The 20,135-nt window shown below is 71.4% G+C and carries 17 protein-coding genes; 6 read left to right on the top strand and 11 right to left on the bottom strand.

Going from position 1 to position 20,135, the window contains the following annotated elements:
- A complete protein-coding gene (locus RH861_RS05640; RefSeq protein WP_310520153.1) occupies window positions 1-1,308 on the top strand; it encodes a cyanophycinase in 1,308 nt (435 codons plus the stop codon).
- Window positions 1,309-1,397: 89 nt separating this feature from the next.
- Here the strand turns inward: RH861_RS05640 and RH861_RS05635 are convergent, their stop codons facing one another.
- On the bottom strand, window positions 1,398-2,774 hold the full coding sequence (locus RH861_RS05635; RefSeq protein ID WP_310520152.1) for a dihydrolipoamide acetyltransferase family protein: 1,377 nt from the start codon (window positions 2,772-2,774) through the stop codon (window positions 1,398-1,400).
- A complete protein-coding gene (locus RH861_RS05630; RefSeq protein WP_310520151.1) occupies window positions 2,774-4,960 on the bottom strand; it encodes an alpha-ketoacid dehydrogenase subunit alpha/beta in 2,187 nt (728 codons plus the stop codon). Before RH861_RS05630 ends, RH861_RS05635 begins: the two co-directional genes overlap by 1 nt.
- A 167-nt stretch (window positions 4,961-5,127) precedes the next feature.
- Here RH861_RS05630 and RH861_RS05625 point away from each other — a divergent pair, with 167 nt between their 5' ends.
- Together RH861_RS05625 and RH861_RS05620 are read left to right on the top strand one after the other, a co-directional pair.
- Entirely contained in the window at window positions 5,128-5,652 is a 525-nt protein-coding gene (locus tag RH861_RS05625) for a VOC family protein (RefSeq protein WP_310520150.1), read from the top strand.
- On the top strand, window positions 5,649-6,329 hold the full coding sequence (locus tag RH861_RS05620; protein WP_067948984.1) for a GntR family transcriptional regulator: 681 nt from the start codon (window positions 5,649-5,651) through the stop codon (window positions 6,327-6,329). The genes RH861_RS05625 and RH861_RS05620 overlap by 4 nt, the downstream gene beginning before the upstream one ends.
- A 31-nt stretch (window positions 6,330-6,360) precedes the next feature.
- Here the strand turns inward: RH861_RS05620 and RH861_RS05615 are convergent, their stop codons facing one another.
- A complete protein-coding gene (locus tag RH861_RS05615; RefSeq protein ID WP_067948885.1) occupies window positions 6,361-7,110 on the bottom strand; it encodes a cupin domain-containing protein in 750 nt (249 codons plus the stop codon).
- Window positions 7,111-7,161: 51 nt separating this feature from the next.
- Between RH861_RS05615 and RH861_RS05610 the strand changes: the two genes are divergently transcribed.
- Together RH861_RS05610 and RH861_RS05605 are read left to right on the top strand one after the other, a co-directional pair.
- On the top strand, window positions 7,162-8,187 hold the full coding sequence (locus tag RH861_RS05610; protein ID WP_310520149.1) for an NAD(P)-dependent oxidoreductase: 1,026 nt from the start codon (window positions 7,162-7,164) through the stop codon (window positions 8,185-8,187).
- Entirely contained in the window at window positions 8,184-8,486 is a 303-nt protein-coding gene (locus RH861_RS05605) for a Dabb family protein (protein WP_310520148.1), read from the top strand. Before RH861_RS05610 ends, RH861_RS05605 begins: the two co-directional genes overlap by 4 nt.
- On the opposite strand, the gene RH861_RS05600 is transcribed toward RH861_RS05605, so the two are convergent.
- The 6 genes from RH861_RS05600 to RH861_RS05575 all read right to left on the bottom strand — a co-directional run bounded on the left by RH861_RS05600 (window position 8,471) and on the right by RH861_RS05575 (window position 16,546).
- Entirely contained in the window at window positions 8,471-9,544 is a 1,074-nt protein-coding gene (locus RH861_RS05600; RefSeq protein ID WP_310520147.1) for a ketopantoate reductase family protein, read from the bottom strand. The genes RH861_RS05605 and RH861_RS05600 overlap by 16 nt on opposite strands.
- A 46-nt stretch (window positions 9,545-9,590) precedes the next feature.
- Complete coding sequence (locus RH861_RS05595) at window positions 9,591-10,676, bottom strand: ketopantoate reductase family protein (protein WP_310520146.1); 1,086 nt, start codon at window positions 10,674-10,676, stop codon at window positions 9,591-9,593.
- Window positions 10,673-11,710 (bottom strand): ketopantoate reductase family protein, encoded by a 1,038-nt coding sequence (locus RH861_RS05590; protein ID WP_310520145.1) that lies wholly within the window; start codon window positions 11,708-11,710, stop codon window positions 10,673-10,675. The genes RH861_RS05595 and RH861_RS05590 overlap by 4 nt, the downstream gene beginning before the upstream one ends.
- 4 nt (window positions 11,711-11,714) lie before the next feature.
- On the bottom strand, window positions 11,715-14,249 hold the full coding sequence (locus RH861_RS05585; RefSeq protein WP_310520144.1) for an ATP-binding cassette domain-containing protein: 2,535 nt from the start codon (window positions 14,247-14,249) through the stop codon (window positions 11,715-11,717).
- A 101-nt stretch (window positions 14,250-14,350) separates the two neighbouring features.
- The gene (locus RH861_RS05580) at window positions 14,351-15,457 is read right to left on the bottom strand and encodes a substrate-binding domain-containing protein (RefSeq protein WP_310520143.1); all 1,107 of its coding nucleotides are present in this window, start codon (window positions 15,455-15,457) and stop codon (window positions 14,351-14,353) included.
- A 75-nt stretch (window positions 15,458-15,532) separates the two neighbouring features.
- A complete protein-coding gene (locus RH861_RS05575; RefSeq protein ID WP_310520142.1) occupies window positions 15,533-16,546 on the bottom strand; it encodes an ABC transporter permease in 1,014 nt (337 codons plus the stop codon).
- 339 nt (window positions 16,547-16,885) lie between these two features.
- Here RH861_RS05575 and RH861_RS05570 point away from each other — a divergent pair, with 339 nt between their 5' ends.
- Entirely contained in the window at window positions 16,886-17,965 is a 1,080-nt protein-coding gene (locus RH861_RS05570; RefSeq protein WP_310520141.1) for an SDR family oxidoreductase, read from the top strand.
- A gap of 69 nt (window positions 17,966-18,034) precedes the next feature.
- Here RH861_RS05570 and RH861_RS05565 read toward each other — a convergent pair whose 3' ends face one another.
- Both RH861_RS05565 and RH861_RS05560 read right to left on the bottom strand, forming a co-directional pair.
- Window positions 18,035-19,009: a zinc-dependent alcohol dehydrogenase gene (locus RH861_RS05565; protein ID WP_310520140.1), complete on the bottom strand. Its 975-nt coding sequence runs from the start codon at window positions 19,007-19,009 to the stop codon at window positions 18,035-18,037.
- A gap of 17 nt (window positions 19,010-19,026) precedes the next feature.
- Window positions 19,027-20,085, bottom strand: a complete 1,059-nt coding sequence (locus tag RH861_RS05560) for a 2,3-butanediol dehydrogenase (RefSeq protein WP_310520139.1) — start codon at window positions 20,083-20,085, stop codon at window positions 19,027-19,029.
- Between the last annotated feature and the right edge of the window lie 50 nt (window positions 20,086-20,135).

Here is a 20,135-nt window from a genome sequence, read left to right as displayed (position 1 = left end):
ATGACCCCCCGCACCACCGCCGCCGCGACCATCGCGGCCACCGTCGCCGTCGCCTGCCTCGTCGGCGCGAGCCCCGCCGCCGCCGCGCCGAAGCACGGCACGGCACCGGCACCGGCACCGGCCGGCAGCCTCGTGCTCATCGGCGGCAACCTCAAGGAGAACGCGACGATCCTCCAGCGCATCGTCGACCTCGCCGACCCCGACGGCGACGGGCCCGCGAAGGCGCGCATCGCGATCGTCACCGCCGCGTCATCCGCCGCGAAGACCGCCGAGGCGGCCGCCGACGACACGCTCAACAACGCGTCGGCGAACGGCCTGTACTACTCGGCGCTGTTCGAGCGGTTCGGCGCCGAGACGTACGCCGTGCCGATCGACACGGCCGTGAACTTCGCGGGCGACGCCTACAAGCCCTCGAACGCGAACGACCCGAAGGTCGCCCGCGAGGTCGCGAAGGCGACCGGGGTGTTCTTCGGCGGTGGCGACCAGATGCGCTACGTCCGCACCCTGTTCGACTGCAAGAACGCCGCGAGCGAGGCGTTCACGTCGTGCACCGACACCAAGGTCATGAGCGCCGTCCGCGGCGTGCTCGACCGGGGCGGCGTGGTCTCCGGCGTGAGCGCGGGCACCACGATCCAGCAGGGCGCCGACATGGTCACCGGCGGCGAGCCGTACCAGGCGTGGCGCGACGGCACCACGCCGGGCTACCTCGACGACGCGTCGGCGCTCGCGCACCTGCCCTACGGCGGGTTCGGGTTCTTCCCCGAGGGCCAGCTCGACAGCCACTTCGGTACGTGGGGCCGCCAGGCGCGCATGATCAAGCTCGCCGACCAGACGGGCCACGACCTCGTCGTCGGCGTCGACGAGACCACCGCGCTCGTCTACGACCGCGCCACGCGACAGGGCGAGGTCATCGGCCGCAACGGCGTGTCGCTGCTCGACACCTCCGAGACGGTCATCGAGGGCGCGGTCGGCACCGGCACGCGGTGGTCGTACCTCGTCGCCGGCGACCGGGTCGATTTCGGCACGGGGGCGATCACGCCGGCCTCCGAGCGGCGCACGGGGGCGGGCACGGATGCCGCGCCGGCGCCGGTCGCGGACGTGTGGGACTCGATCGACAACCCCGACGCGGGCGTGTACTCGCTCGTCGGGCTCGGCGTGGCGCTGGTCGCCTCCGTCGCCGACCGTGCCGAGGGCACCACCTTCGAGACCGACCCGCAGTACCGGACGGTGCTCGAGCGCACCGCCGGCACCTCGTGGTGGGACGGCGGCTTCGAGGGCCTGGCGATCACCATCTCCCCCGCCGACTGAGCGGAGGACGCGCGGACCTCGCGCAACGCGACGGCCGGGCCCCGATCGGGCCCGGCCGTCGTCGTTTCCGCCCGGAGGCGCGCCCGACGTCAGGCGAGGATGGTGAGCGGATGTTCGATCCGCGCCTGGAACGCCGCGAGCCAGCGCGCGGCGACGGCGCCGTCGAGCACGCGATGGTCGGCGGAGAGGGTCACGCTCATGACCGTGCCGACCTCGAGGACGCCGTCGACCACGACGGGGGCCCGCCGGGCGGCGCCGACCGCGAGGATCCCGGCGTGCGGCGGGTTGATGATCGCCGTGAACTCGCGCGTGCCGTACATGCCGAGGTTCGACACCGAGAAGCTGCCGCCCTCGATCTCGTGTTGGCGCAGGCCTCCGCTGCGGGCCCGCTCGGCGAGGTCCGCGATGCGCCGGCCGAGCTCCGAGACGCTGAGTCCCTCGACGCCGCGGACGACCGGTGTCACGAGCCCGTCGTCGAGGGCGACCGCGATCGCGATGTCGGCCGCCCGGTGCTGCAGCACGCCGTCGTCGCTCCATGTGCGGTTCGCCTCGGGCACGTCGGCGAGCGCGCCCGCGACGGCCTTCACGACGAGGTCGTTGACCGAGACCTTCACGGTGCCGGCCGCGTTGAGCTCGCGACGCAGCTCGAGCAGCCGGTCGACGCGGCACTCCGCGGTGAGGTAGAAGTGCGGCACCTGCGTCTTCGACTCCACGAGCCGTCGCGCGATGGTGCGCCGCATCCGGGTGTGCGGGATCAGGTCGGCGTCGGCGCCGGGCGTCGTCGCCGCGGCGGGCGGTGCCGGCGGCGTCGAGGCAGCGGATGCCGCGGGAGCCGCCTCCTGCGCGGGCGCCGCCTGCTGCGCGTACGTCGCCTCGGCTTTCGGAGCCGCTGGCTCGGCCGGCGCCGCGCCCTTCGCCGCGATGAGCGGCTCGACGTCGCGCCGGACGATGCGCCCCTCGGGTCCCGACCCGGTCACGCCGACGAGGTCGATGCCGTGCTCGCGGACCAGGCGCCGCACGAGCGGGCTCATGAACCGACGACCCGCGTCGGGCGCCGACCCGGTCTCGCCGCCGCCGTCGGGCGATGCGACGTCCTCCTGCGAGGCGGTCGACTCGTCGAACGCCGGCTCGGCGTCGGCGACCGGTGCCGCGGACTCGGGGTCGGCGGGTGCGTCGCCGGCGGTCGCGGCCGGTGCGGGCGCGGCATCCGTCGACGTCGTCGCCTCGCCGGGCTCGCCCACGACCGCGATCGGCGCGCCCACGTCGACCAGGTCGCCCTCGGCGACGAGCAGCTCGAGCACCGTCCCCGACACCTCGGCCGCGTACTCGACGACCGCCTTGTCCGTCTCGATCTCGGCGAGCGGCTGCCCGACGGCGACCTCGTCGCCGACGGCCACCGACCACGACTGGATCGCGGCCTCGGTCGTGTTCGCGAGCACCTCGGGCATGCGGACCGTAGTGGCCATCACGCACCTCCCGCGTTCGCGCGGACCGTCTCGAGGGCCGCGACGACCTCCTCGGTGCGGGCGATCGCCGCGCGCTCGAGCACACGCGAGATCGAGGGCGACGTCTCGGAGCCGGTCACCCGCTGCACGGGCTGGTCGAGCCAGTCGAACAGCCGCCGCTGGATCTCGTCGGCGAGCCAGCCGCCGTACGACGTGCCGCGCGCACCCTGCTCGACGATGAGCACGGCGTTCGTCTTCTTCACGCTCGCCTCGATGGTCGCCCAGTCGATCGACGCGCGGTCGAGCCAGCGCAGGTCGATGAGCTCGGCGTCGACGCCGGTCTGCTCGATCGCCTCGAGGCTGTGCCGCACCATCGAGAGGTAGCTGATGACGGTGACCTCGCTGCCCTCGCGACGGATGGCGGCGGTGCCGGGCGGGATCACGTAGTCCAGGTCGCCGGCGATGACCGTGTCCTTCTCGTTGTAGAGGTCGACGTGCTCGATGACGAGCACCGGATCCTGCAGGGCGAGCGCCGCGTTCATGAGCCCGACGTAGTCCTCGGCGGTGGACGGGGCGACGATTCGCCATCCGGGGCTGGTGGCGAAGATGCCCGCCGGGTCCATGAGGTGCTGGGAACCGTAGCCGGAGCCCATCGCGACCTTGGTGCGCAGGACGAGCGGCACCGGGTTGTCGCCGCCGAACATGTGCCGGGCCTTGCCGACCTGGTTGAAGACCTGGTCGGCGGCCACCCACATGAAGTCCGGGTACATGAACTCCACGACCGGGCGGAAGCGCCCGTCGAGCGCGAGCCCGCCGCCGAGACCGGCGAACGCGTTCTCGCTGATGGGGGTGCCGAGCACCCGGTCGGGGTAGGCCGTCGACAGCCCCTTCGTGGCGCCGTTCGTGCCGCCCTTCAGTCGGTGCACGTCCTCGCCGAGCACGATGATGCGCTCGTCCTCGCCCATGCGCCGCTCCATGACCCCGGCGACCGCGTCGACGAACTTCATGCCCTCGCGCTCCCGGTCGTCATCCGTGGGCTCGAGCACGCGCAGCGACTCCAGCTCGCTGCCGTCGCCGCGCACGCCGACGTCGACGAATGCGGGATCGGGCCAGAGCTCGGGGCGGATGCGTCGCCGCCCCTGGTGCTCGGGGTCGGCCTCGAGCAGCTCGCCCGTCGCGGCGTCCATCGCGGCGACCGCCTGCGCTCGGACCGACTCGACCTGCTCGCGGCTGAGCCGCCCGAGTTGCACCAGTTCGGATGCCACGCGCTCGAGCGGGTCGCGTGCGCGCCACTCCTCCTCCTCCTGCTTCGTGCGGTAGCCGAACGCGCTGCCGGGGTACGGGCCGTTCTGGTGGAAGTAGCGGTAGACCTCGGCCTCGACGATGACCGGTCCGCCGCCGGAGCGCATGACCTCGGCGGCCTCCTGCATGGCGAGGTGCACGGCGAGCGGGTCCATGCCGTCGACCCGCCACGACGGGATGCCGAAGCCCTGGCCACGAACGGAGAGCCGCGTGTCGGCGACGGCCTCCTCGATGCGCGTCGAGACGGCGTAGAGGTTGTTCTCGATGAAGAAGCAGACGGGCAGCTTCCACGCCGCGGCGAGGTTCATCGACTCCAGGACCGAGCCGATCTGCGCGGCGCCGTCGCCGAAGTAGTTGATGGTGAGGTCGGTCGTGCCGGCGTGCTTCTGCGCCCACGCGTTGCCGGTGGCCATCGGGGCGCCGCCGCCGACGATCGCGTTGGTGCCGAGCGCGCCGGCCTCGAACCACTGCAGGTGCATCGAGCCGCCCCGACCCCGGCAGTAGCCCTGCGCGAGGCCGAGGATCTCGGCGAGGGTGCGCTGCAGCACCTCCTGCACCTCGGGCGTGACGAGCTCGCCGAGGTCGAGGCGGCCGCCCGACACGTGCGTGATGGCCTTCGCCAGGAACTGGTGGTGGCCGCGGTGCGATCCGTTCACGGCGTCCGTGGACCGGAGCCCGACGATCGAGCCGACCGCGCCGCCCTCCTGGCCGATCGACGAGTGCGCCGGACCGTGCACGAGGCCGTCGGCGGCGAGGTCGAGCACGCGCTCCTCGAACGCGCGGATGAGGTGGAGCTGGCCGAGCATCGTCTCGAGCAGGGCCGGATCGGCGGCCTTCCAGTCGGCTGCGGTGGTCGTGAGCTCGACCCACTCGGGGGTGGGCTCGAGGCGTCGTCGTCTCGGCATGGCGGTGGTCCTCCGTCGGCGGCCCGGCGCGCGTCGGTGCGGCGGGCGATGCGGCCATCGTACGACAGGATTGGATCCAATCAAAGGGCCTAGCGCCGTTCGGTCTCGGAGAATCGCAGGATCCGCGTTACGATTGCATCCAGTCACCCACGACGGGAGGATGCGACATGGCACTGCCGGGCCTCAGGGGAACCGAGCACATCGGCTTCACGGTGCCCGACCTCGACGAGGCGCACCGCTTCTTCGTCGACGTGATCGGGTGCGAGTACGTCTACACGCTCGGCCCGTTCCAGCGCGATGACGACTGGATGGCGGAGCACCTCAACGTGCACCCGCGATCCGTCATGCGCGAGCTGCGGTTCTTCCGCTGCAAGCACGGACCCAACTTCGAGGTCTTCCAGTGGGAACCCGCCGACGGCCGATCGGGCCAGCCTCGCAACAGCGACCTCGGCGGCCACCACCTCGCGTTCTACGTCGACGACCTCGACGCGGCCGTCGCCTACCTGCACGAACAGGGCGTCCGAGTGCTCGGCGAACCCACCGCGAGCCGCAACGCGAGCGAGGGACAGCGCTGGGTCTACTTCCTCACCCCATGGGGCATGCAGCTCGAACTCGTCAGCTTCCCGAACGGCAAGGCCTACGAAGCGGATGCCGCGGTGAAGCTGTGGGACCCCCGGGACCCCTCCGCATGAGCGCGACGGACGTGACGGCGCCGGTGGCCCGCGACGGCAACGCGAGCTCGAGGGTGGCCGCCGGCATCCGCGACGCGATCGCGCACGGCGAATACCCGCCGGGCTCGCGCCTGCGCCAGGAGGAGATCGCCGAGCGGTTCGGAGCCAGCCGGGTGCCGGTGCGCGAGGCGCTGCGCGCCCTCGAAGCCGAGGGACTCGTCACCCTCGTCGCGAACGCGGGCGCGTGGGTCTCGCGACTCACGCTTGCAGAGTGCGAGGAGGTCTACCAGACGCGCGAGCGACTGGAACCGCTGCTGCTCCGCCACTCCGCCCCGCACCTGCTGCCGGAGGACCTCGACCGGCTCGAGGCGCTCGCCACCGCGATGGCCGCGACCGACGACGTCGGCGAGTTCCTGCGCCTCGACCGCGAGTTCCACATGCTGAGCTATTCGCGCGCCGACACCCTCATGCTCGGGGACCTCGTCGAGCGCCTCTGGAACACCACCCAGCCGTACCGTCGCGCCTACACGATGCTCGCCGACGCCGACACTCGCCGCATCATGCACGACGAGCACCACCTCATGGTCGTCGCGCTCCGCGAGGGCGACGTCGAGGGCGCCGAGCGGACGATCGAGGGCCACATCAGGCGCACGCGGCGGCTGCTGTCGCGGCATCCGGAGGTGTTCTCGGCGGAGTGAGCGCACCCAGGCCCGCCGCCGCCGCGCGGGCTCAGACCTCGGCGGCCTCGGGCCCCGACTGCGCGGTGCGCATGGACTTCATCGCGTGCAGGACGTCGACCGCCGACGCGATCGGCCGCGCCTCCGAGGGCTGCTCGTGGCCGAGGTCGGCCAGCGACTGGTACGACATGTCGCGTCGGCCGATCACGAACCAGATGCCGCGGGCCGGCTGGTCGGACTGGTTGACGTAGAGGTGTGGACGGCCGGAGTCGAAGCAGAAGGAATCCCCCGGCTCCAGGTCGTACGTGTCGAAGTCGATGCGGAGCGTGAGGCGCCCCTCGAGGAGGACCCCGTACTCCAGGCCGGCGTGGCGCATCATCTTGCCCTCCATGGAGCTGGAGGCGGATGGCTCGTACGTGACGATGAGCGGGTCGGCGACGGTGCTCTCGCCGACCGCCAGGCGCTCCCAGGTGACGCCGTTCTCCATCTCGATGACGGGGTTGTCCTCGCGACGCTGCACGACCCCGTCGCTCAGGCGCGACCCTGCCGGCCCCCCGTCCGAGGTCGCGTTGGCGGTCCCGAGGGGCGGCACCCCGGCCCTGCTCGTACCCATGAGCCCGTCGAGCGAGATGCCGAGGTAGTTCACGAGCGCATACAGCGTGCTGACGGATGGCTGCGTCTTGCCCGTCTCGACCTGCGAGAGAAGGCTGGCCGACACCCCGACGGCCGACGCGACGTTGCGAAGGCTCAGCTTCCGTGATTCCCGCACGCGACGGAGCTCCGAACCCACATCGAGCTGCATGGCCGACCCTCCGCCTGTGAATCGCGGCGCTGCGTTTCAGCGCCGCTGAACATGTTCTGGTGGGGCCATGATAGCTGCACTTCGCAGGAATCGGATGCGCGCAGGCGATTGCGTGTCCTTATGTTCATCGTTACTGTACAGATGGGATGCGGCCGAGCATCCCGTGACGGGGAGGTCGCCATGGGTTCGGACGCAGGGTTCCTCGGCCTCGGGGCCATGGGGCGCGGGATGGTGGAGCGTCTCGCCGATGAGGGCGTCGGCGTGATCGCGTGGAACCGGAGCCCGGGACCGGCGACCGAGCTGGCCGAGCGCCTCGGCACGACGGCGGCCGACTCGCCCGCCGCGGTCTTCGGCGCGGCATCCGTGGTGCACTCGATGCTCGCCGACGACGAGGCCGTGCTCACCGTCTTCGACGACGAGCTGCTCGCCACCGTGCCCCCCGGTCGTGTCCACGTGAACCACGCCACCATCAGCCCGTCCGCCGCGGCCGAGCTCGCCGAGCGGCATGCGCGGCACGACGTCGGATACGTCCAGGCGCCCGTGCTCGGACGCTCGACGATCGCGTCGACCGGCGCGCTGCTCGTGGTCGTGTCGGGCGAGCCCTCGGCCGCCGAGGCGGCGATGCCGACGCTGGAGCGGCTCGGCCAGCGGGTCTGGAACCTCGGCGCCGACCCGCGCATGGCGAGCATCGTGAAGATCGCGGTGAACTACTCGATCGTGAACGCGCTCCAGTCCATCGCGGAGTCGGTGGTCCTCGTCGAGTCCGCGGGCATCGATGGCGAGCAGTTCACGGAGATCCTCACCCACACGGCGTTCAGCGGCTCCGTGCACCGCGGCTACGGCCCGCTCATCGCGGGCCGCCGCTATCAGCCGGTCGGCTTCTCGATGGCGCTCGGACTGAAGGACCTCTCGCTCGCCGAGGACGCAGCCGACGCGCTCGGCGCCGCGCTGCCGATCGCGCCAGTGCTCAGGGAACTGTTCGAGGCGGCCCTCGCGGACCCCGAGCTGCGCGACCTCGACTGGTCGGCCGTCGCCGAGGTCACCCGTCGCCGCTCAGACCGCAGGGAGTCCGCATGATCCGCCACATCGTGCTGTTCAAGCTCACCGACCGGTCGCCGCACGGCGCGGCGGAGCAGGTCGAGACGCTCCGCAGCGCGCTCGAGCCGCTCGCGGCATCCGTGCCGGGGGTGCTCGGGCTTCGCGTGTCGGCCGACACGACCTCGATCGCCACGCACTGGGACGCCGCGCTCGAGACCGAGCACGCGTCGTGGGAGGACCTCGCCGCCTACCAGGCCCACCCCGAGCACCGGCGCGCCGTCGAGGCGATCGACCCGGTCGTCACCGAGCGGGCGGTCGTCGACTACGAGGTCACCTGAGCGGCGATCCCCGACTCGGACGACGCCGCCGCCGCCTCGACGAGCCGTGCGGCGTTCTCGGGCGAGGGCGACAGCTCGCCGGCCTCCACCCGCTCGGCGAGCCGCAGGATCGCCTCGTTGACCGGCGCCCGCCCGCCGATCTCGGCGCGCTTGGCGACGATGTAGCCGCTGAAGGCGTCGAGTTCGGCCCGCCGTCCCTTGTCCCAGTCCTGCAGGACGGCGACGCGCGTGTCGGGCAGGGAGAAGCGCTCGAGGACGACATCGAGCAGGTCGAGCGCGTACCGGTCGGAATCCGGGATCTGCTCCGCCGTCTTGCCGAGCACGGGCAGCATGCGGATCCCGAGGTCCCGGGCCAGGGCGTAGGCCTCGCGTGAGGCCGCATCCATGACCGGTCGCACGCCCTCGAGCCCCACAGCGGTGAGCAGCGGGACGCCGAGGATGGCCGACGGCAGCATCTCCGGGATGTTGGCGATGAGCTTCATCCACTTCGAGGCGCGGATGTCCTCGCTGACCTCGGTGACGCCGGCGTGCGTCAGGGCGGCGGCGACCTGCTCCAGTCGCTCGGTGCGGCGGCCGTCCATGGTGCCGACCGTGAACCACGTACCGGACGGCGGGACCTGCCGCACGACGACGCCCGGCTCGAACATGTTCGCCGCGATGCCGAGGACCGCGCCGATCGAGCGCTCCGCACCGAGGATCTCGGCGACGGCGTCGATCGTCATGCCGTTCTGCAGCCCGACCATGACCGAGTCGTCGCGCATCACGGGCTTCATCAGCTCGCACACCCAGCGCGTGTCGTACGTCTTCACCGACGTGAAGACGAGGTCGAAGGTCGTGCGCAGTTCGGCCACCTGGCAGAGGTGGTACGCCTCCACCGGGGTCACCTGGGTCTCGTCGGGCAGGTGCACGGTCAGCCCGTCGGCGCGCATCGCCTCGACGTGGGCCGGCCACTGCTCGATGAAGGTCACGTCCAGCCCGGCGCGGATCAGGTCCGCGCCGATCGACGCACCGTTCGCGCCGGTGCCGACGACGGCGATGCGGAGTCGGGTCAGGTCCATCGGGGTCCTCCTCGGTTGCGTGGTTCGGGTCGTCGAGGCGACGCGGTCAGGCGGATGCCGCCGGTCGCCGCAGCTCGGCGATGCGGGCCTCGAGCACAGGCTGCAGGTGCGTTCCGGGCACGCGGCGCCCGGCCTCGATGTCATGGGCGAGCTCGACCACTGCCCGGTTCACGGGACCCGGCTCGCCGAAGCGGGCGAGCGCCTCGACGACCGCCCCGTTGATCTCGTGGACCTCCGCGCGACGCCCCTTCGACCAGTCCTGCAGCACCGTCGAGCGGGAGTGCGGCAGGACGTACCCGGCCAGGAGCTCGTCGAGGACGGTCGCGACGAAGGTCTCCGGCGACGACGCCGACTCGCCCGTCATGCCGAAGATCGGCCGGATCGTCAGGCCCATGAGCTGAGCGGCGCGGATCGCCTCGTCGCCGGCTTCGAGCATCACCTCGCGCATGCCCTCCCGGCGCGCGCAGTCGGCGATCGACAGGTCCAGGATCGCGGACGGCACGAGCTCCGCGGCGTTCAGTACGAGCTTCATCCACTTGGCGGAGGCGATGTCGTCGGTGACCTCGACGACGCCCGCGTGCCCGAGGACTGCGGCCACGGTCTCCAGGTGGTGGGCGCTCGCGGGGTCGGGCGCACCCACGGCGAACCACGAGCGGTCGTGCCCGGAGTGCCGCAGGACGATGCCCGGCTCCTCCATCGCCGCGGTGATCTCGATGACGGCGCCGACGGCGCGGTGCGGCCCCATGATGTCGACGATGTCGCCCGCGGTCATGCCGTTCTGCACGCCGACCACGACGCCGTCGTCGGCGACGTACGGCTTGATCAGCTCGCACGCCCAGCGCGTGTCGTACGCCTTGACGAGCAGCAGCACGACGTCGAAACGAGCGCGCAGCTCGGCGGCCTGGCACAGGTGCAGGACCGGGACCTCGGTGACCTCGACATCCGTCGGCAGCTCGACGCGGACGCCCCGCTCGCGGATCGCCTCGACGTTCGCCGGCCACTGGTCGACGAACGTGACGTCCAGGCCGGCGCGGGCGAGGTCGGCACCGATGCCCGAGCCGTTGGCGCCGGTACCGAGCACCGCGATGCGCATCCCGGCGAGGTGCGCGGCATCCGTCGCATCGCCGGTCATGCGACCACCGCCCACTCGAGCAGGTCGGCCAGGTTGTGCATGCCGGGGGTCCGGCGCCCGGCCTCGATGTCACGGGCGAGGGCGACCACCCGGGCGTTGCACGGCGCGGCGACCCCGGTGCGCTCCGCCTCGCGGACCACGTGGCCGTTCAGCTCCTCGACCTCGGCTCGCCGGCCCTTGCGCCAGTCCTGCAGGACCGTCGTGAGCGTGCTCGGCAGCGTGTACACGTCGAGGACGATCTCGAGCAGCCGGTCGGCGTAGCCGTCCGGGCCGGCGAGGTCCCCGTCCGTCATGCCGAAGATCGGCATGAGGCGCGCCCCGGCGGCCAGCGACGTCCGCACCGCCTCCCGGCCGGTTCGAACCATGAAGTCCCGCATGCCCGGCACGCGCACCGCCTCGTCGAGGGGAAGGTCGAGGATCGCCGACGGCACGAGCTCGGCGGCGTTCACGACGAGCTTCATCCACTTCGACGAGCGGATGTCGGCCGACACCTCCGCCCGACCCGCAGCTCGCAGCACGGCGACGACCTCCTCCGCGCGAGCGTCGACCCCCGGATGGATGCCGCCGACCGCGAACCAGGTCTCCTCGCGCGTGTTCTGCCGCTCGACCACGCCCGGCACGAACAGGTTCGCGGCGATCTCGATGACCGCACCCAGCGTCCGATGCGCGCCGACGATCTCCGCGACGTCGTCGACCGTCATGCCGTTCTGCAGCCCCACCACCAGGCCGTCCTCGGCCAGCAGCGGCCGGATCAGCTCGCACGCCCACCGGGTGTCGTACGCCTTGACGACGAGGAACACCAGGTCGAACGGCTCCCTCAGTTCGGCGACCTCGCAGAGATGGTGCACCCGCACGGGCGTGAGCTCCGCGCCATCCGGCATCTCGACGCGGATGCCGCGTTCGCGCATCGCCGCGACGTGCGCGGGCCACTGCTCGATGAAGGTCACGTCGTGGCCCGCACGGACGAGGTCCGCTCCCACGCCGGCGCCGTTGGCCCCCGCGCCGAGCACGGCGATGCGCGGTGCGCCCGCCACCCGGTCAGACCTTCCGCGCGGCGCGCCGACGACGCTTCGACCGGGCGACCGCATAGAGGATCGCGGCAGCGAGGATCAGGACGCCCTGCAGGATGTACTGCCACATCTGGTCGAGCCGCAGGAACACGGTCGCGTTGAGCACCTGGACGAGCAGCATCGCGCCGAAGAGCGTGCCGACGAAGGTGCCGCGTCCGCCGAGGAGGCTCGTGCCGCCGAGCACCACCGCGGTGATGCTGGAGAGCGTGTACGCGACGCCCTGCGCGGGGTCGCCCACGCCGATCTGCGTCATGAGCATGATCGCGCCGAGGAAGGTGAGGACGGACGTCGCGACGTAGGCGAGCACGACCGTGCGGTTGATCTCGACGCCGACGCGGCGCGCGGACTCCTCGTCCGACCCCGCCGCGCGGAGCCGCCACCCCCACGGCGTGCGCCGGAGCGCGTACTCGAGCGCGACGACGACGAGGACGAGGACGATGAACGCGACCGGGATCGGTCCGATCTTCGTCGTGATCGCGCGCGAGATGTCGGCGTTGATGAAGCCCTCCGACGTGGGGCGGAGGATGAAGCTCATGCCCTGGAGGGCGATGTAGACCGTCAGGGTCGCCGCGATCGCCGTGAACTTCACGTACCTGATCAGGGTGCCGTTCACGAGGCCGACCACGATCGAGGTAGCGAGCATCGCCGCGAAGCCGAGCAGGATCGACGCGGTCGACGACTCGTTGAGGATGAAGAACGAGCCGATGACGACGAGGAATCCCACGAGCGGCCCCACCGAAAGGTCGATGCCGCCGGTCAGCAGCGCGATGGTCTGGCCCATGGCGATGAACCCGAGCGCCGAGACGAGCAGGAGCATGGCGGAGATGTTGAACGCGCCGAGGTATCGGTCGTTCTGGGCGAAGATGAACGCCCCGAGCAGCACCATGACCGCGACGAGCAGCACCGCCGGAGCGTAGTCGCCCTGCACGAAACGGCGGATCTTCGCCCGCCGGACGGCGGTTCGCTCGTCCACGTCCGCGTCCGTGATGTCCTCGACGCCGACGGTCGAGGTGGTCGAGCTCACCGCGGCGTGGATCATCCGCTCTTCGGTGAGGTCGTCGCCGCGCAGCACGTCGACCACGTGCCCGCGCGACATCACGATCACGGTGTCGCACAGTCCCTCGAGCTCCTTGGCGTCCGAGGAGGCGACGATGACCGGGATGCCCGACGCGGACACCTCCCGGAGGATCTGGTAGATCTCGGCACGGGCGCCGACGTCGACGCCCTGGGTCGGCTCGTCGGCGAGCACGAGCTCCGGCTCGGAGAGCAGCGCGCGCCCCACCATGACCTTCTGCTGGTTGCCACCCGAGAGCGACGAGACCGGGGCGTCGAGCGAGGCCGCCTTCACGGAGAGCGAGCCCAGGGTGTCGCCCACCATGCCGAGCTCGCGCTTGCGGTTGAGCAGCCGCCCGGTGCGGAACCGCTCGAGCGCGGAGATCGCTGCGTTCTCCCGGACGGTGAGCCGCATCATCAGGCCCTCGCTCAGGCGGTCGGCCGGCAGGTACGCCGCCTCGCCGAGGAGTCGCTTGGAGGTGGCCTGCGTGCCGTTGATCGACACGGTTCCCTCGAAGTGGGAGAGCCCGGCCAGCGAGCGGAGCAGGTCGCTCTGGCCGTTGCCGACGACGCCCGCGATCCCGATGATCTCCCCGCGGCGGGCCGTCAGCGAGACGTCCTTGAAGCCGGGGCCCGTGAGCCCCTCGATGATGAAGTTGGGGGCCTCCTCGGGCCCGTCGTGCTTGGGCGGGAACGTGGAATCGAGCTGGCGGCCCACGATGAGCGCCAGGAGCTCCCGGTCGCTGATCTCGTCGACGACCGCCGTCGCCCGAAGCCGACCGTCGCGCAGCACCGTGACGCGGTCGGCCAGCTCGCGGACCTCGGCCAGGCGGTGGGTGATGTACACGACCGAGGTGCCGCCCGCGACGAACTCGCGCACGAGACGGAACAGCATGCGCACGGCGTCCTCGCCGAGCGGCGCCGTCGGCTCGTCGAGCACCAGGAGCGCCGGCTTCACCGCGATCGCCTTGGCGATCTCGAGCAGGTGCTTCTGGGCGACGGAGAGCGTCTCGACGCGATCGGACAGGTGGGCGCGGAGGTTCACCCGGGCCAGGAGCGAGCGGGCGAACTCCTCGCGCGACGGCGCCTCGGCGAAGACCGCCGGCGGCAGGGCGACGAGCAGGTTCTCGTACACCGTCATGTCCGGCAGCACGGCGGGGTGCTGGTGGACGAAGGCGATGCCGAGGCGGGTCGCGTCGCGCGGGTCGATGCCGTCGATGGGCTCGCCCCGGAACACCATCGAGCCGGCGTCCGGACGGATGGTGCCCGTCGCGACGTTCATCAGCGTGGACTTGCCGGCGCCGTTCTCACCGAGCAGCGCGTGCACCTCTCCGGGGCGCACCTCGAGCGACACGTCGGTCAGCGCGGCGACGCCGCCGAAGCTCTTCGAGATGCCGGACATGACGAGGGTGGCGACGGTGGCGGGTGCTTCGGCGGCTTGGATGTTCACGTGAGGATCCTCACTCCGGGCTCGGGGGTCTGGTTGGCGGTTCGGGGGGTCTCCCGGTCCGCTGCGGGCGCGCGGACCGGGAGACCGTGGGGCGGGCTGCACTACTCGAGCAGCGCGGCCTGCTCGTCGGCGTCCATCTCGGCCGACAGGTAGATGTCGCCCGGGAGGTCGTCACGGCACTGGACCTCGCTGGGATCGCCGTCGACCGAGTCCTCGAACTGCGGTGCCTCGAAGAGCGTGTCCTCGGGGATCTCGCCGCCCGTGGCCCGGGCCACGGCGTGCTGCACGGCGAGCCGCACGTTGTCGTTGCCGGTCGCGACCGTGGTGAGCTTGAAGTCGGGGTTGTCCGGCGACTTCTCCTGCCAGAAGCAGGCGAGCACGTTGCCGTCCGACGTGGCGAGCGCCGGGATCGACCGGCCGCTCTTCTCGAACTCGGGCAGTGCGCCGACCAGCGACGGACCGAAGTCGGAGACGATCACGTCGATCTGGTCGTACTTCGCGATCGCCGCGGTGAGGACCTGCTGCGTGAGCGCCGGGTCCCAGTTGGTGACCTCGTACGGCTGCTCGCCGATGAACTCGTACTTCGCGTCCGTGAGCACCGACTCGAAGCCCTCGCGCTCGTCGAGGCCCTGGCTGTTGCCGGCCGGACCGCTCAGGAACAGGATCTTCGCCCCGTCAGGGAAGTTCTCCTGGATCCACTCGCCCCACGCGACGCCGTCGGCGACGAAGTCGGCACCGACCCAGACGTCGTAGTCCACGCCGGCCTCACCGCCCGGGTCGACCCGGTACGGCACGGTGACCACGCCGGCCTCGTACGCGCTCCGGAGCGCGGGCAGCATCGCCTCGCCGGCATCCGGGAAGACCACGATGGCGTCGGCGCCCGACGCGACCATGCCCTGGATGTCGGAGATCGCCTTCTGCGTGTCGCCCTGACCGTCGGCGTACAGGTACTCGACGACGCTCGGGCACTTCTCGACCTCGTCCTGTCCGGCCGCGGTCGTGACCAGGCGCCAGCTGTTCCCGCCGAAGCCGTCGAGCAGGCCGACCACGGCCTCCTCGGGGCCGCACCAGGCCGGCGCGCCCTCGACCGAGCCGCCGTCGCCGCCGCCGCCCTCGCCGCCGCCGCCGTCGCCCGAGGAACAGCCCACGAGGGCCAGTGCCGAGACGCCAGCGACGGCGATCGCCGTGGTGATTCTGCGACGAATCATCTTGTCCTCCATCTCCGCGCGACCGCTATGTCGCACGTCTCTCTTGGTGCACCTCACTCCGAAGGAGCGGGGGTCTCATGGTGTGGCTGTCGCGGCATCCGATCTCGCGGCGAGCCGGCGGCGCAGTGCCGCCCAGTCGACGGTGTAGATGGCCACGCCGATGGCCAGGGCCGCGGCCTGGACCAGGGTGCGCACGGCGAAGGGCACGCCGAGGGCGAGCACGAACTGGTCGAGCTGGCTGAGGAACAGGGCCGCGACGACGGTCGCGACCGGGTAGCCGCGCCCGCCGAGCAGGGACGTGCCGCCGAGGACCACGACCGCGACCGACGTCAGCAGGTAGGTGTTGCCCTGGAAGGCGGTCGGCTGGTTGGTGATTCCGGCGAGCATGATGCCCGCGGTCGCGAACAGCAGTTGCGCCCACACGTAGGCCGCGCCTCGGTGCGTCCGGTACCGCAGTCCGGTCGCCCTCGCCGCAGCGGGGCTCGCGCCGACGGCCTCGAAACGGCGTCCGGCCACCGTCCGCTTCACGAGGATCGTGACCAGCAGGAGCACGACGAGGGCGATCAGCAGCGCGTTGGGGATGCCCATCGTCCTGCCGCCCGCGATCGAGCTGAGCAGCCGGGTCGTGGTGCGCGGGATGCCGCCCGAGATGCCGAGCACCGCGCCGAACAGGAGCGCGTTCGTGCCGAGCGTGGCGATGATCGGGTTGAGTCCGAGCCGACCGACCATGAAACCGTTCAGGAGGCCGGCGCCGATCGCCCAGGCGTACACGGCGAGGATCGCGGGAACGAGCATGGCGTCGTTCTGGTTCGGGATGTGGGTCGAGAGCACGACGGCGAGGGACACGGCGCCCGGCACCGAGAGGTCGATCCCGCCCTGCTGGACGACGAGCATCTGCCCCAGGCCGACGATGGCGAGCACGGAGGCGAACGGCAGCATCCCGAGAACGGCCCCCTGCGACACGCTGCTCGGCGCGATCGCGAAGCCGAGGATCACCAGCACGACGGTGGAGACCGCCATCGTCACGAGGCCCTTGGAGACGCTGAACCGGGCGCTCGAGAGACGTCGTGATGTCGAGTCGTCGGTCATGCTCTCCCCTTCGAATGCGATGCCGATGTCCGGCTCAGCCGAACAAAGTGTTGAGCCACACTTTATGGATTTCGTCCCGTGTTCACAAGCGTTGTAGGTAACGATTCCGCGCCACGCCGGGATTCCGCCGGGCTCGAGCGGCGTCGTCCGGCGCACCGAGGCCCGCGCGAATCGGGCGGAGCCGTCGTCCGACGCAAGCCGAAAGTCGCGGAAATCCGCCGAAGTCGCCGAGCTTGCCGACCCGGGCCGAATCCACGAGCCCACTCGCCATCGCCTCGGGCGCTGCCGTGCGCTAATGTTTACCTCAACTGAACAATGCCGTTCGAGAGAGGTTCATTGATGAACACGGAGCAGCAGCGCCGAGCGCTCGTCGTCGGTGCCACCGGCATCGCGGGCCAGACGGTGTCCCGTCAACTGGTCGATGCCGGCTGGGAGGTGCATGGGCTCGCCAGGCGCGCACGACGCCTGCCGGAGGGCGTGACGCCGGTCCAGGCCAACCTGCTGGACGCCGACGCCACGCGAGCGGCGCTCGCCGGCCTCCGTCCGGAGATCGTGATCGTCACCGCCTGGATCCGCAAGGACACCGAGGCCGAGAACATCGAGGTCAACACCCGGACGCTGCGGAACCTGTTCGCGGCGCTCGAGCCCGACGGCGGCGTGCGACACGTCGCGCTGCTCACCGGACTCAAGCACTACCTCGGGCCGTTCGAGGACTACGCCACGGGCGTGAAGGCCGAGACCCCGTTCCACGAGTCGGAGCCGCGTCTGCCGAGCCCCAACTTCTACTACGCGCAGGAGGACGAGCTCTTCGACGCGGCCGGGCGAATGGGCTTCACCTGGAGCGTGCACCGATCCCACACCATCTTCGGCTTCGCCGTCGACAACGCCATGAACATGGTCCTCACGCTCTCGGTCTACGCGACCATCTGCAAGGAGCTCGGCCGGCCGTTCGTCTTCCCGGGATCGGTGGCGCAGTGGAACTTCGTGACCGACGTGACCGACGCCGACCTGCTCGGCGAACAGCTCATCTGGGCGTCCACCGATCCCGAGGGCGAGAACGAGGCGTTCAACATCGCCAACGGCGACCAGTTCCGCTGGCGCTGGCTGTGGCCGCAGATCGCCGACCACTTCGGCGTCGACTGGGAGGGCCCGGGCGAGACGCCGCGCACGCTCGTCGAATCGATGACCGACCTCGCGCCCGACGTCTGGCGCCGGATCGCCGAGCGCGAGGGCCTGGTCGAACCGGATGTCGCGAAGCTCGCCTCGTGGTGGCACAGCGACAGCGACCTCGGCCGGGAGGTCGAGTGCATCACCGACATGACCAAGAGCCGCGAGGCGGGCTTCCTCGGCTTCCGATCGACGCCGAAGAGCTTCTTCGACAAGGTCGAGCGCTATCGCGAGGCCGGCCTGATCCCCTGACCGGGTGGGCGCGCGAAGGGGGCGGGACCCGCGGTCCCGCCCCCGCTTCGTCCGCTCGGGCGTGCGCGGCTAGGCCGTCGCCGTGAACTCGATGTGCGCCTTGATGTTCTCCGCGGGTCGCTGGGCGGCTTCGAGCGCTGCGGTCGCCTCGTCCACGCTGAAGCGGCGCGTCACGAGCGACGAGAGGTCGATGCCCGCCTGCGCCATGAAGCGCAGCGTCTCGGGCCACACGCCGGGCGATCCGATGGACCCGGTGATCGTCAGCTCCTTCGACTGGATCAGGCCGAGCTTCGCCGGGGCCTCCCGCCCCACGTCGATGCCGATGTAGCCGATGCGCCCCTTGAACGCGGCGATCTCGAGTGCCCGCGCCATCACCTCGGGGCGGCCGCTCGCCTCGATCACGACGTCGGCGCCGCGGCCGTCGGTCTCGGTGGCGAGCACGTCGTCGAGCTCGGCGGGGTCGACCGCGCGGTGCGCACCGAGCGCGAGCGCCTGATCGCGTCGCGAGGCGCTCGGCTCGGCGACGATCGTCCTGGCGCCGAGCGCCGCCGCGGCGGCCGTCACGCACAGCCCGATGGGGCCCGCGCCGAGGACCACGAGGGTGTCGCTGGCGTTGACGTTGCCGACGCGCATGAGCGCGTAGTACGCCACGCTGAACGGTTCCACCAGCGCCCCGTTCGTCCACGACACACCGTCGGGCAGCCGGTGCAGCCAGCTCTCCTTGGCGACGAAGAACTCCGCCGCGGCGCCGCTGATCGAGAAGCCGAAGTGGTCGTCGCCGATGACGCACTCCCCGACGACCCGGTCGCCCTTCGCGAGTCCGCTCACCTTCGATCCCGTCGCGACCACCTCGCCCGACCACTCGTGGCCGGGAATGATGGGGTACTCGAACGGGATGATGTACCGGCCCTCCAGCAGCTCGATGTCGGAATGGCAGACGCCCACCGACCGGGCCGCGACGAGCACCTCGTCGTCGGCGATCTCCGGGATCGGCAGCTCCTCGACCGACGGCGTGCCGACGGCGGTGTACTGCAGTGCCTTCATCTTCGGATCTCCTTCGTTCACTCGGCCCGGACCAGGACCTTGACCTGGTCGCCGGTCGGCGAGAGCAGCGTCTCGAAGCCCCGCTCGACGATGTCGGCCATGTCGATCCGGGCGCTCACCACCTTCTCCACGTCCATGCGCCCGCGGCCGATCAGGTCGATGATCCGCGGCCAGTCGGTGACCGGGTAGCACCAGGTGCCCCGCAGGGTGATGTCCCGCTCGGACAGCACCATCGGGTCGATGGCCGCCGGCCGCGTGTGCAGGCCGGTCTGCGAGATGTTCCCGGACGCACGCACGGCCGCGAGCGCCGTCTGCAGCGCGATCTCGTTGCCCGAGCACTCGATCACCGCGTCCACGCCGATGCCGCCGGTGCGGTCCCTGAGCTCGGCCGCGACATCCGTCGACCTCGGGTCGAGCAGCTCGCCCACGTCGAGCGACCGCGCGAGCTCCTGGCGCTTGGGGTTCACCTCGGACATGAACACGGTTGCGCCGAGCGAGGCGGCGTACAGCGATGCGAGGGCGCCGATGGGCCCCAGCCCGGTCACGAGGACCGTGTCGCCGGGCCGGACGCCGGCTCGGTCCACGCCGTAGGCCGCGACCGCGGTCGGCTCCACGAGCGCGCCCTGGATGTCGCTCATCGAGTCGGGCAGCTTCGCGACCTTCGACTCCGGCACCACGCATTGCTCGGCGATCCCGCCCCAGGCGTCGCTCAGGCCGACGCATGCCATCGACGTGCAGAGGTGGTTCAGTCCGCGTCGGCAGAAGTAACAGGCACCGCAGAACAGCAGCGGCATGACCGAGACCCGGTCGCCCACGCGCACCGAGGTCACCTCGGCGCCCACCTCGAGCACCTCGCCGGAGAATTCGTGCCCGAGGATCTGCGGCGCCGTCGACCCGTTCAGCGGATGCGGCGACGTGGGGATGACGATCGGCCCGACCGCGTACTCGTGCAGGTCGGTGCCGCAGATGCCGCACCAGTACGGCTTCAGCCGCACCTCGTGCGGACCGACGGCGTCCGGTTCGGCGACGTCCTCGACGCGGACGTCCTTGGCGTCGTGGAAGACGGCTGCTCTCATGGCGCTCGGCCACCTTTCTCTGTTCGGGTTCGCACGCCGGGCACCGACCC

The sequence above is a fragment of the Agromyces indicus genome (genome assembly GCF_031432295.1).
Taxonomy (GTDB): Bacteria; Actinomycetota; Actinomycetes; order Actinomycetales; family Microbacteriaceae; genus Agromyces; species Agromyces indicus.
The sequence above is the reverse complement of the archived record's forward strand: the minus strand, read 5'-3'. Positions and strand labels throughout refer to the sequence as shown.